General features: G+C 66.1%; 11 protein-coding genes. 7 read left to right on the forward strand and 4 right to left on the reverse strand.

The features are described 5' to 3' along the window. The first annotated feature begins 10 nt into the window (after positions 1–10). A complete protein-coding gene (locus BLS75_RS16785) occupies positions 11–1,066 on the forward strand; it encodes a YkvI family membrane protein (RefSeq protein WP_019092824.1) in 1,056 nt (351 codons plus the stop codon). A 78-nt stretch (positions 1,067–1,144) separates the two neighbouring features. Here BLS75_RS16785 and BLS75_RS16790 read toward each other — a convergent pair whose 3' ends face one another. After that, a complete protein-coding gene (locus tag BLS75_RS16790) occupies positions 1,145–2,020 on the reverse strand; it encodes a LysR family transcriptional regulator (protein WP_011059166.1) in 876 nt (291 codons plus the stop codon). Positions 2,021–2,171: 151 nt separating this feature from the next. Between BLS75_RS16790 and BLS75_RS16795 the strand changes: the two genes are divergently transcribed. The 6 genes from BLS75_RS16795 (at position 2,172) to BLS75_RS16820 (ending at position 9,083) form a co-directional block, all read left to right on the forward strand. Further along, a complete protein-coding gene (locus BLS75_RS16795) occupies positions 2,172–3,623 on the forward strand; it encodes an aldehyde dehydrogenase family protein (RefSeq protein WP_072451324.1) in 1,452 nt (483 codons plus the stop codon). Then, on the forward strand, positions 3,620–4,669 hold the full coding sequence (locus BLS75_RS16800; RefSeq protein ID WP_019092821.1) for a membrane dipeptidase: 1,050 nt from the start codon (positions 3,620–3,622) through the stop codon (positions 4,667–4,669). The genes BLS75_RS16795 and BLS75_RS16800 overlap by 4 nt, the downstream gene beginning before the upstream one ends. A 122-nt stretch (positions 4,670–4,791) precedes the next feature. Beyond that, positions 4,792–6,351: a BCCT family transporter gene (locus BLS75_RS16805; RefSeq protein ID WP_019092820.1), complete on the forward strand. Its 1,560-nt coding sequence runs from the start codon at positions 4,792–4,794 to the stop codon at positions 6,349–6,351. Then, positions 6,352–8,046, forward strand: coding sequence for a hypothetical protein (locus tag BLS75_RS16810; protein ID WP_072451325.1), 1,695 nt, complete (start codon positions 6,352–6,354; stop codon positions 8,044–8,046). Continuing rightward, positions 8,027–8,680, forward strand: coding sequence for a DUF3726 domain-containing protein (locus BLS75_RS16815; protein ID WP_072451326.1), 654 nt, complete (start codon positions 8,027–8,029; stop codon positions 8,678–8,680). The genes BLS75_RS16810 and BLS75_RS16815 overlap by 20 nt, the downstream gene beginning before the upstream one ends. Positions 8,681–8,723: 43 nt before the next feature. After that, positions 8,724–9,083, forward strand: a complete 360-nt coding sequence (locus BLS75_RS16820) for a RidA family protein (protein WP_176876751.1) — start codon at positions 8,724–8,726, stop codon at positions 9,081–9,083. Position 9,084: 1 nt separating this feature from the next. Here BLS75_RS16820 and BLS75_RS16825 read toward each other — a convergent pair whose 3' ends face one another. From BLS75_RS16825 to BLS75_RS16835, 3 genes are all read right to left on the reverse strand, one after another. Then, positions 9,085–9,564, reverse strand: coding sequence for a GNAT family N-acetyltransferase (locus BLS75_RS16825; protein ID WP_053148985.1), 480 nt, complete (start codon positions 9,562–9,564; stop codon positions 9,085–9,087). 69 nt (positions 9,565–9,633) lie between these two features. Then, a complete protein-coding gene (locus tag BLS75_RS16830; RefSeq protein ID WP_072451328.1) occupies positions 9,634–11,274 on the reverse strand; it encodes an ArnT family glycosyltransferase in 1,641 nt (546 codons plus the stop codon). A 258-nt stretch (positions 11,275–11,532) separates the two neighbouring features. Further along, complete coding sequence (locus tag BLS75_RS16835) at positions 11,533–12,417, reverse strand: EamA family transporter (RefSeq protein ID WP_072451329.1); 885 nt, start codon at positions 12,415–12,417, stop codon at positions 11,533–11,535. Between the last annotated feature and the right edge of the window lie 12 nt (positions 12,418–12,429).

Here is a 12,429-nt window from a genome sequence, read left to right on the forward strand (position 1 = left end):
GCTAATCGTCATGAAAGAAAGTCTGAAGATCGCCGGCGCCTTCGTCGGTGTGATTGTCGGCGCGGGGTTCGCCTCCGGTCGTGAACTGCTGTTGATGTTCGTCGACTTCGGCGCCTGGGGCCTGGCGGGTGCGGTGGTCAGCGCGGCGCTGTTCACCTTCCTCGGCATGGCCCTGGCCAGCATGGGCAGCCGCCTGCGAGCGGCGTCGCACAAGGACGTGGTGCAAGCCCTGTGCGGCAAGCACCTGGGGGCCCTGGTGGACCTGATGATCACCTTCTTCATGTTCGCCGTGACCGTGGTGATGCTGGCCGGCGGCGGTGCCCTGCTGGAACAGCAATTCGGCATTCCCGCCATTGCCGGCAGCGTGCTGGTGACCCTGATCGTGGTCGCCATCGTGTGCCTGGACGTGCACAAGGTCATCGGCATGATCGGCGCGGTGACGCCCTTCCTGATCATCACCGCGGTGGGCGTGGCCCTGTATGGCGCCGCGACCCGCGACCTGAGCTTCGGCGAGCTCAATCAACTGGCGGCCAAACAAGAAGCCGGCGCCAGCCACTGGCTGCTGGGCGCCTTGCTCTACGTCTCCTACAACATCGTGGCCGGGGTGCCGATCCTGGCGATCATGGGCGGCGCGGCCAAGGGCGAAAAACAGGCGATGTGGGGCGGCATTTTCGGTGGTGCGCTGCTGGGCCTGCTGATGCTGGTGATGAGCCTGGGCCTGCTGTCGCGCCTGGACAGCGTGGCGGACCTGCCGATGCCCATGCTGTCGATCGCCAGCGAAGTCTCCCCGGCCCTGGGGCTGCTGATGGCGCTGATCATCTTCTGCATGATCCTCAACACCGCCGTGGGCACCCTGTACTCCTTTTCTGCGCGGCTGTTTCCAGCGGGCACCCGACAGTTCCGCCTCGGTTCGATAGCCGCCGGTGCCCTGGCGTTTGTCGGCAGCCTGGTGGGTTTTATCAGTTTGGTGGGGCAGGTCTATCCGTTCTTCGGCTACCTGGGGTTCCTGCTGATTGCCGCGGTGGTGATCGGCTGGCTGCGACCACGGCGGGTGGTGGTGGCGTAGGCGTCGCTCGATGGGGCAGGCACCCGGGAGTTATCCCAGGTGCCTTGACTCAAGCCCGGTGCCGTAGGAGCGGCCCGCTCAAGCAAACCGGCTCCCTTTGAGCGCCTTCAAAAAGGTATAGGACGCATGGTTCAACGTCTCTCGCGGGGCGGTGATCACGCTCACCGAGCGCACGATGCGCTGGTCTTCCAGGCGCAGGAAATTCAGCTGGTCACCCGCTGCCGAACGGCTGAGCAATTCCGGTAGCAAGGTCACGCCCATGCCCTGGGCCACCAGTGCCAGCAAGGAGGTGGTGTTTCTGACGCTGAGGGTCGAGTGGTCGCGGATGTGCCGGAACTCGGCGGCGTTGATCTCGGCGCCCAGGCCGCTGTTGATGAAGTTCTGCCCGTCCAGGTCGCTCCAGCGCAGTGGGCGCGCCAGGCGATTGAGGGGGTTGTCGCTGGCGCAGACCACGCAGAAGGCGTCGGAGAACAGGAAGTCCTGGTCGATGTTGGGGATGCTCGCCGGTACGGTGCCGATGCCGATGTCCACGTCGCCGCTGAGCACCGCCTGCACCACTCGCTCGGAATCCATGTCGCGGATATCCAGGTGGAACTGCGGGTGCTGTTCATGGAATTGCTTGAGCAGCGGCGGCAGCAGGGTGATGGCGAAGGACGGCACCGCCGCCACCCGCACCAGGCCGGTCTCGGCCTTGGCGTAGGTCTTGATGGTGCTGATGGTGCGGTCGAAATGCGCCAGTTCGCGCTGGGCTTCCAGCAGCACGAAACGCCCCAGGGGGCTGAGCTGGTTCTTGCGCTCGCCTTCGAACAAGGCGCCGCCCAGTTCCTCTTCCAGTTGCTTGAGCGAGAGCGACACCGCTGCCGGTGTGCGGTGCAGGCGCTGGGCAGCCTGGGTCAGGCTCTGGCTGGTGGCCACCGCGACGAAAAACTGCAAATTGGAGATCTTGATGCTCATGGCGGCGCGTCCTGCTGGCAAAGGCATAGCTTAAATTTTACTTAAACAACCTTAAAATTTATTAGATTTACTTAATAAAAGGCAGACTCATAATCCTCCCAGAACCGCACAAAGGCAACGCCCCGCCTGGCGTGCCGCCCTGGAGGATTTCATGAGCGACAACCATCACAACTACATCGCCGGCCAATGGCTCAAGGGCGCCAGCGAGATCGAGAACCGCAACCCGTCCGACACCCGCGACCTGATCGGCCTCTACGCCCAGGCCTCGCGGGCGCAGTTGGACAGTGCCATTGCCGCCGCCAGCGAGGCCCAGCGAATCTGGGCCCGCAGCGGCCTCGAGCAACGCTACAAGGTGCTGATGGCCATCGGTCAGGAGCTGATGCAGCGTTCTGCGGAAATCGGCAGGACCCTGTCCCGGGAAGAAGGCAAGCCCATGGCCGAAGGTGCTGGCGAGGTGTACCGCGCCGGGCAGTTCTTCACCTACTACGCTGCGGAAACCCTGCGCCAGTTGGGCCAGACCGCCGACTCGGTGCGCGACGGCATCGAGATCGATATCCGCCGTGAACCCATCGGCGTGGTGGCGATCATTTCGCCATGGAATTTCCCCATGGCCACCGCCTGCTGGAAGATCGCCCCGGCCCTGGCCTTCGGCAACGCCGTGGTGTGGAAGCCGGCCAACCTGACCCCGGCCAGCGCGGTGATTCTCAGCGAGATCATCGCCCGCCAGGACTTGCCCGCGGGCCTGTTCAACCTGGTGATGGGCGCCGGTTCCGAGATCGGCCAGGCGCTGATCGAGCACCCGGGCATCAGCGCCATTTCCTTCACCGGCTCGGTGGACGTGGGCAAGGGCATCGCCGCCTCGGCCGCCGCCAACCTGACCAAGGTGCAACTGGAAATGGGCTCGAAAAATGCCCTGGCAGTGATGGATGACGCCGACCTCGACCTGGCGGTGAGCTGCGCGGTGAATGGCGCCTTTGGCGGTACCGGGCAGAAGTGCACCGCCTCCTCGCGGTTGATCGTGCATGAAGGCATCCACGATGCCTTCGTGGAAAAACTGCTGGCGGCAACCCAGGCGCTCAAGGTCGGCCACGCCCTGGAAGCCGGCACCCAGATCGGCCCGGTGGCCAGCGCCGCACAGCTGGAGGCCAACCTGGCGAACCTGCAACTGGGTCAGCAAGAAGGCGCCGAACTGCTCACCGGCGGCCAGCGCCTGGAGCTGGAAAGCCCCGGTTACTACCAGGCACCGGCGCTGTTCATTGGCGGCAGCAATGCCATGCGCATCAACCGCGAAGAGCTGTTCGCGCCCATCGCCTGCGTGATCAAGGCCGGCAGCTACGAAGAGGCCCTGAGCCTGGTCAACGACACCCGCTTCGGCCTCACCGCCGGCATCATGACCCGCTCCCTGGCCCGCGCCAGCCACTTTCGCCGCAATGCCCGGGTCGGCTGCGTGATGGTCAACCTGCCCACCGCCGGCACCGACTACCACGTGCCTTTCGGCGGCCGTGGCGAGTCCAGCTACGGCCCGCGCGAGCAGGGGCGCTCGGCGGTGGAGTTCTACACCCACGTGAAGACCGGCTACATCGCCGCGGGGGCGCCACTATGAGCCTGCCCCAGACCTTCGCCAGCCGCGGCCCGCGCATCGATGCCATGCAGTACGACAACTGGTCGGAAAAGATCTTCCAGCAGATGCGCGAAGGCGGCGTCGATGCGGTCCACGTGACCATCGCCTACCACGAGACCTTCCGCGAAATGGTGGCCAATATCGAAGCCTGGAACCGCAGGTTCCAGCGCTACTCGCACCTGATCCTGCACGGCAAGTGGGCCAGCGACATCGCCCTGGCACGGCAGACCGGGCGCACGGCGATCTTCTTCGGTTTCCAGAACCCCTCGCCCATCGAGGACGACATCGGCCTGGTGGAAGTGGTGCACAGCCTCGGCGCACGCTTCATGCAGCTGACCTACAACAACCAGTCGCTGCTGGCCACCGGTTGCTATGAACAGGAAGACCCGGGGCTGACCCGCATGGGCAAGCAGGTGGTACGGGAGATGAACCGGGTCGGCCTGGTGGTGGACATGTCCCACTCCGCCGAACGCTCGACCCTGCAAGCCATCGAGCACTCCGAGCGCCCGATCGCCATCACCCACGCCAACCCGGCGTTCTGGCACGCGGCGCTGCGCAACAAGTCCGACACGGTGCTCAAGGCCCTGGGCCAGAGCGGTGGCATGTTCGGTTTCTCGCTGTACCCGCACCACCTCAAGGACAAGAGCGCCTGCAGCGTGCAGAGCTTCTGCGAAATGATCGCGCGCACCGCCGAGCTGATGGGCGTCGAGCACCTGGGCCTGGGTTCCGACCTGTGCCAGGACCAGCCCAACAGCGTGGTGGACTGGATGCGCGTCGGCCGCTGGACCCTGGATGTCGACTACGGCGAAGGCTCCAAGGCGCAACCGGGCTTCCCCGACCAGCCGGCCTGGTTCCGCGACAACCGCGACTTCCCCAACATCGAGGCGGGCCTGCACGGCGTGGGTTTCAGCGCCCAGGAGGTCGCCGCGATCATGGGCGGCAACTGGCTGCGCTTCTTCGAGAACAATTTTGTTCCGGCCAAGGCCCAGGCAGGTGCCGCCGCCCACCCTCACGAGATCGCGGTCTGAGGCCCCCGACTGTTTCCCGATTGTCCTGACGTCCGGCCTGAACAGGGTCATCGCCAAGCACTAACAACAACAAATGCGCCCATAACAATTATTAGCGATCGACAACGCAACACGGAGGCACCATGGAAATTCCAGGCGAAATCAAAGCGGGGATCGACACCCGCTCGCTGCACAGCCGCGCCGCTGGAACCCTCGACTGGTCGATTTTCTGGATCAGCGGAGGTTTCTTCCTGCTGTTCCTGGTCATTGCCCTGATAGACCTGAACACCCTTTCCAGCCTGATCGGCCACGCCTTCACCTGGAGCACCCACTACTTCGGCCTGTACTGGCAGGTGCTGATGCTGGCGACCTTCGGCGCCAGCCTGTACATCGGCTTCACCCGCCTGGGCCGGGTGCGCCTGGGCGGCGTCGGGCACAAGCCCAGCATCAGCACCTTCAACTGGGTATCGATGATCATGTGTGCCCTGCTGGCCGGGGGCGGCGCCTTCTGGGCCGCTGCCGAACCCATGATGCATTTCATCGCCCCACCGCCGTACTTCGGCGCCGTGGCCAAGAGCGACGCCGCCGGCGTGGCCGCACTGTCCCAGTCGTTCCTGCACTGGGGCTTCATGGCCTGGGCGGTGCTCGGCAGCCTGCTGACCGTGGTCTACATGTACCTGCACCACGAAAAGAACCTGCCGCTGATGCCGCGCACCCTGCTCTATCCGCTGCTGGGCGAGCGTGCCCTGAAGGGCCCGATCGCCGTGTTCGCCGATGCCTCGGCGATCATCGCGGTGGTGGCCGGCACCATCGGCCCGGTGGGTTTTCTCGGCCTGCAGATCGCCTTCGTCCTGCACTCGGTGTGGGGCGTGCCGAACACCATCATGGTCCAGGCCATGGTGATTCTCTCGGTGACGGTGATCTACACCCTGTCCTGTGTGGTGGGCCTGGGCGGCCTACGGCTGGTGAGCAAGGTCCACGTGTGGCTGATGCTGGGCCTGGCGGCGTTCCTGTTCATCTTCGGCCCCACCCTGTTCCTCAGCGAAACCCTGGCCCAGAGCCTGGCGGTGCACGTCACCAGCTTCTTCCAGACCGCCCTGTACCGCGATGACAACGCCTGGCTCAACAGCTGGACCCTATTCTACTGGGGCTGGTTCATCGGCTACGCGCCGATGATGGGTATCTACGTGGCCAAGGTCTCCCGCGGGCGCAGCATCCGTGAGGTGATCACCCTGATGTCGGTGGCCGCCCCGCTGATCACCATGCTCTGGTTCACCCTGGTGGGTGGCACCGGGATCGGTATCGAACTGCAGTCGCCGGGCCGCGTGATCAGCCACGGCGTGCAACCTGAGGCGCTGCTGCTCGGGGTGGCCCAGTCGATGCCGCTGCCCAACCTGATTTCGGCGCTGTTCCTGTTCCTCAGTTTCTTCTCGGTGGTCACCAGCGCCGGCTCCATGTCCTATACCGTGGCCATGGCCATCAGCAGCAACCACGCCGAATCCCCGGCCTGGCTGCGGGTGTTCTGGGGCGCCGGCATGGGCCTGGTGGGGGCGACCCTGATCACCCTCGGTGAGGGCGGCATCAGTGCCTTGCAGTCGTTCATCGTGATCACTGCGGTGCCGGTGTCGCTGCTGATCCTCCCGGCGGTCTGGGACGCGATCCGCATTGCCCGGCAAATGGCCCGTGAACAGGGGGTGCTCTGAATGAACCTGCGACCACCCGCCAGCGTCATGAAGGCGGCGCGCCTGGGGGCCTTCCACCAGTCCCGGCTGTCGTTCATGCGCCAGTTACTGCGCCGCCTCAAGGCTGAAAACTGGCAGTTCCAGCGCCCGCTGTGGACCCTCGACAGCCAGGGCGTGGGCCGCGCGGTGTACACCGCCACCGGCCCGCAGCGCAGCTACAGCCTGGTGGCCTTCGCCCATGACCTGGACCCGGCACTGCGCTCGGACCGGGTCATCGCCACCGCCTGGGATGCCACCTTCGCCCTGTTCGACGGCGTCCCCGATGCCGCCGACCTGGACCGCCTGGAGGCCAATGTGCCGAAGCAGGAAGCCGGGCGCATTTCCTCCCGCGAGCTGTGCATGGCCCGGGCCAACCGATCGGTGCGGCTGTTCGACCATGTGATCGAGGCCCTGGCTGCCGGCCGCCAGCCGCAGCGCGAGTTCATCGATGAAGTCGGCTACCTGATGCGCACCACCGCGGTCTACGGCAGCGGCAAGTTCGGCGCGGCCGACCGTGAAAGCATCGCCCAGCGGCCGGAGCTGGCGGCACCGTTCCAGGCGGAAATGCTCACCGTGTTCCTGATCCGCGCCTTCACCCTGGACCTGGTGGAGCACCTGGCCCAGGCCCGGGCGCCCCGGCAGGCGGTGCCCCTGGAGCCGCAACTGCGCCGGCGCCTGGGCATCGGCAACTCCACGGGGCTGGGCATGGCGCCGTTCCTGCTGAACCATCCGGTGCTCTTGAACAACTGGGTACAGGCCCGTGAAACCGCCCTGCAACGGGTGCGCGCCGTGCGCCAGCCATCGGCTGCGGAGCGCCAGCGGTTCGTCGAGTTTCTCACCCGGGCCCAGGCCGGCATCGGCCACTGGCACTCCGAGCACGAACTGCAACACGGCCGCATCCTGCAACTGCAAGGTGACCTGCAGCGCCTGGAGCACCATCTCGCCAGCGGCATCCTGGAGCAGGATTCCCCCTGGGACGAACTCTATCGCTGGGCCGAAGGCGCTCTGTCGCTGGAGGCGCAGGAATGCCTGGTGTCGCTGCTGCTGGAGCCCTACGGCCACCTGGTGGATGAGCTGGGCGCCGGTATGCAGGCCGATGAGCAGGCCAGCTTCAGCGTCGACGGCAGCATGAGCATCGGCCGCCTGCGGCAGATACTCGACGAGCATTATTCCTGGGTCGCGGCCATCGACTTTTCCAGCCAAGCCAGCCGCGCGCTGTTCTGGTACGTCTCCGAGGAAAAACTCGAACCGCGGATCGGCCAGCGCTTTGCCGAGCCCGGGCAAGACCTGGAGCAGCCCCTGGCAGTGGCCCGGGACATCGCCCAGTTGCAAGCCGCCCTGCCCGGCTGGAGCGACGCGCAAAGCGTCGCCAGCTTCCTGCTGCGGCACCCGGAATATCGCCACAGCCTGCGCCGGGTGCAACTGGCGCCAGCGTTCCCCTACGCCGACATCCAGGACAACCTGATCGACCAGGCGCTGCTGCCCATCGACCTGCTGCGCTGCAAGCTGTCGTTCTTCGGCGCCACCCACTTCGACCCGCGCTCGGATCGTTGGGTACGCATCACCCTCTACCAGAACGCGCCCTTCCCCCATGAGCTGGGGCAGATGGCCGCGGACGACTGGTCCTACCCCAACCTCGACAGCCAGGAGCAGCGCCGTGCATGCCTCGTTGAATGAAATCGAAAGCCTGTGCAAGAAAGCCGCCCGCGGTGCCGGGCTGTCCTGGGGCCTGGCGGAGGAAGCCGGCAAGGCCGCGCGCTGGCTCTCCGCCCACGGCCTCGACGGGCCCGGCGTGCTGGCCACGCAACTGCGACAGAATGACGGCTGTGCCTACCAGCAACTGGCCCCGGATGTCAGCGCCGAGCCCTGGCAGGTGCCCGGGCATGCCCTGTGCCCGCTGATTGCCGGGGCGACCCTGAGCGACCACGCCTACCTGCTGCGCAGCAACGGCCGCATCGAGCTCCGGCAGGTGGCGCACCCGCAACTGCTGCTGCCCTTTGCCAGCGCCACCGCGCGCCAGCTCGGCCTGTGGCTGGAGCTGTCCTGGAACGGCTGCTGCCTGAAGTTTTCCCCCTCGGGCGAAGCCTGGCTGGTACGTGCGCAGAACCTGGGCGCCGCCACAGCCGCCCAGGTGCGCTGCACTTGCACCGATCCTGCCGGCACCCTCGGCAAGCCTCTGGCGGGCAGCATTCCGGACCTGGGCGACAGCCCCCAGCACGAGCTCGATCACCTGGCCGCCCGCACCTACGTGCCGGCCTCCGAAGCCTCGCGCCTGCTGGGCGCCGGGGCCGGCCTGAGCGACAACAACTGACCTTTCCACCCTTGAACCAATGGACGAACCAATGGACCTCGACATGACCTCATCCATCCAGCGAATCGGCACCACCGCGCGCTTCAGCCAGGCCGTGATCCACAACCGGACCGTGTACCTGGCAGGCCAGGTTTCGCAATTGACCGAAGGGGACATCCGCGCCCAGACGCAGGATGTGCAGCAACAGATCGACGCCCTGCTGGCCAGGGCCGGCACCGACAAGGGCCACCTGCTCAGCGCGCAGATCTGGCTCAAGGACATGGCTGACTACCCGGCCATGAACCTGCTCTGGGATGCCTGGCTCGAAGGTGTCCAGGCACCGGTGCGGGCTTGCGTGCAGGCGCCCATGGCCAAGCCGCACTACCGCATCGAAGTGTTGGTGATTGCTGCGCAACCGGCCTGAATCAGCCCAGCCCTGGCCCGGTCTCAGTGGCCACCAGGGCCCGCTCCATGATCAGCGTCAGCTCCTCGCCCTCGTAATGCTCGCGTACCCGGACAAAGCCCAGGCGGGCATAAAAGCCTTCAGCGGTGACCGACGAGGGCACCACCAGCGAGGTCTGGCCCGAATCCAGCGCCGCCTGCTCGACCGCGGCCATCAGTTGCCGCCCCAGGCCCTGGCCGTGGTAGGCCGGGTCGACAAACACCGAACGCACCGCACGCCCGTCGAGGCTGGCGGTGCCCCGCAATTCCCCGTGCACCAGGGCGACAAACATCTGCCGGCGCTGCATCAGTTGGCGCACTGCATCGGGGGTGAAGCTGGCCTGGACCCGCTCGATCACACTGGCGGGGTAGTCCTGGGCATTGCTGGCGAGCAAGGCCGCCAGGATCACCTGGCTGACCTGTGGAGCATCGGCCGGTACGGCCGGACGAACCTGATATTGCATGACCACTCCCTGGTTATCCCGCGGATGCCAGTGGCCAAAATACGGCCCGTCCCAGGCCCTGCCAAGCACTTATTGCAACTGGAACACCAGGCAGGGGTTGTCGTTGAGCCGCCCCTCGAACACCGGCAACTGATTCTCCAGGGAGGTGTTATCCAGCAGCCCCCGGTCCTTGCGCGCGATGATCACCCAGGAGTCATGGGGCAGCGAGTCCAGGTGCCCGGGGTCGTCGCCGCTGACGAACAGCGGCTGTTCGTCGTGGGCCAGGTTCATCATGTAGCGCACCGCCCAGGTGTCCTGGCCCAGGTTGAAGAACACCAGCGGCCCGGGGCTGGACTGGCGCAACTGCTCCACCTGGGAAACGAAGGTCCTGGTGTCGAACTGCAGGTCCTTGGCCGGGTCCACCACCGCCACCAGCAACGTCCATTGCGCCGCCAGCGCCAGGGCGCTGAGCAGCACCAGGCGCCGCCCGAAACTGCCCAGGGTCCTGCGCCAGCCGTACAGCGCCAGCAGCTGCAACACGACGAAGATCGCGATCAGCAGCGGCAGGGACACCGGCGGCCAGTAACCGTGCTTGTGCCAGCTGTGGCGCAAGACGAACAGCACCAGGATGCACAGCCCCGGCAGCAGCCCCACCAGCCACAGGTAGCCGCTGCGCACCTTGCCCAGCCAGCCCCGGGCCGTGAGCAGGCCGTAGGCCGCCACCGCAGCGAACATCGGCACCATGGGCAGAATGTAATAGGCGCGCTTGAAGTGCGGCACCGACAGGCCCAGCAGGATCATCAGGCCACAGGCCCCCAGCCGCAGGACCAGGCGCAGCTGCGGGTTCACATGGCGCTGCGACCATTGCCGGCGCAATACCCAGAGCGTCGCCAGGGCCAGGGGCACCACCGGGAAGTAACGGTACAGCGCCAGCTGGAAGTAGAAGTAGAACGGCTCGCCGCTTTCATCCAGGCGCCCGACCACCTGCATGTTGTAGACCTGACGGACGAAATCTTCGCCACCAGCGAGATAGGCCAGTTGCATCAGCAGCCACCAGCAGCCGGCCAGCAACAGGAGGCCACTGACGCCATAGGCGAGCACCCGTTTGATCAGCGTCAGGCGCGCCTCGCGGGTGCGGCTGTCCCCCAGCAGCCAGTAGGTGCAGGCCACCCCGCAGACTTCCACCAGCCCCAGGGGCCCGCGAATGGCAAAGGCCAGCACCAGCAGCGGCAGCACCGCCCACAACCGCAGCCGGGAGCCCAGTTGCTCGCCGCTGTGCAGCAGGTAGAAGGTGCCCAGGCACAGCAGGGAAACCATCTGGTCCAGGCACACCGAGCGGGACTTGTCCAACAGCTGGCTGGTCAGCGCCGTGAGCAGCACCGCGAGCAGTGCCCAAGTGCGCCCCGAAGGCGCCAGCAAGCGATACAGCAGCGCCAGCACCCCGGCAGAGGCCAGCGCGGTGGGCAGGATATTGGCCAGGTGGTTGGGGGCGTCGAAAGCCCGGGCGAACAGGTAGCTGAAGAAGGTCGCAGTGCCCGGGTAGTCCGGGTATGGCTGGCCGTAGGTGGTGGGGAACAGGCTGGCGCCGTGGCGGAACATTTCCTGCAGGAACAGCGCCCAACGGCCGTCGAAACCCTGGGGCTGCTGGTCCCAGATGCCAAAGGTGAACAGCAGCAGGGCCACCAGGTAAATACCCCAGGCCTCACTACTCAAACGCGTTTCTCGAACCATCTTCGCCCCACCAGAAAGCGCCGCACCCAAAGCGAGGCATAAGGCCGGACATGTTGCTCGCGCAGCCCCTGAACGGTGCCTGAACAAGGATAAAAAACCCGCTCCGCACAGCCGACTGTAGCCGCTGCCGAGCCCGCGAGGCTGCGAAAAGGCCCGCAGGGCCTTGCCTGGCGATCTCCTGGCAAACCGCTGATGGCCTCAGGGTCCCTGCGCTTCCTGCGACAGTGCCCCCAAAGCGTTCGCAGCCTGCGGCAGCGGCTACAGGGAACGGCGACCCAGGGTGAAAAACCGGCGCCAGTCAAATTGCCCCACCGCCAGCGCCAGCAGGATCAGGCCCATGGAAATGCCCTCCTCGGCCCCGAGCCGCTGCCCCAGGAGCAACACCGAACCGGCCATGCCGAACACCGGGATCAGCAGCGACAAGGGCGCCACCCGGGAGACCGGATACTCGTGCAGCAACAGGTTCCAGCCCCAGTAACAAAAGTGCGTTGCAGCATAGACCTGAAACATCAGCGACAAGGCCGCGCTGGCGGACACCTGCCCGGCCAGTTGCAGAAACGGCGCCGCACCATGGCTTATCCAGGTCAATGCCAGCAGCGGCAATGGCGCAAACAGGCTGGCCCAGACCACGAAAGCGAACACCTCACGCACCCCGCAGCGCTTGATGATGACGTTGCCCACGCTCCAGCTGAATGCACTCACCAGCAGCAGGGCATAACCCAGGCTGGTGGCATGCCCGGGGCTGTCGCCAATGATCCGCAGCAGCCCCCACAGGGCAATGGCCGTGGCCAGCACCTGTTGCAGGCGCAGGCGCTCGCCGAACAGCAGCACGCCCCAGCCCAGGGAGAAAAAGGCACTGAACTGGATCAACAGTGCAGCCGTGCCCGGCGCCACGCCGTGATCGATCCCCAGGTTGATCAGCGCCCACATGGCGACGCCGAAAATCAGCCCGTAGGCCGCCAGCCAGGCGAATGCCACCGGCGGGCGCGGCACCAGGAACACCCAGGGCAGCGCCGCCAGGGTGAAACGCAGGGCGGTGAGCAGCAACGGATCGATACTGGCCAGGCCCAGTTTGGTGATGGGAAAGTTCAGGCCCCACAAGGCCGTCACCAGCAGGGCCAGGAACAGGTGTTTTTTCTGCATGTCGCGCGGTCC

Source organism: Pseudomonas sp. NFPP12 (genome assembly GCF_900103205.1).
GTDB classification, from domain to species: domain Bacteria; phylum Pseudomonadota; class Gammaproteobacteria; order Pseudomonadales; family Pseudomonadaceae; genus Aquipseudomonas; species Aquipseudomonas protegens.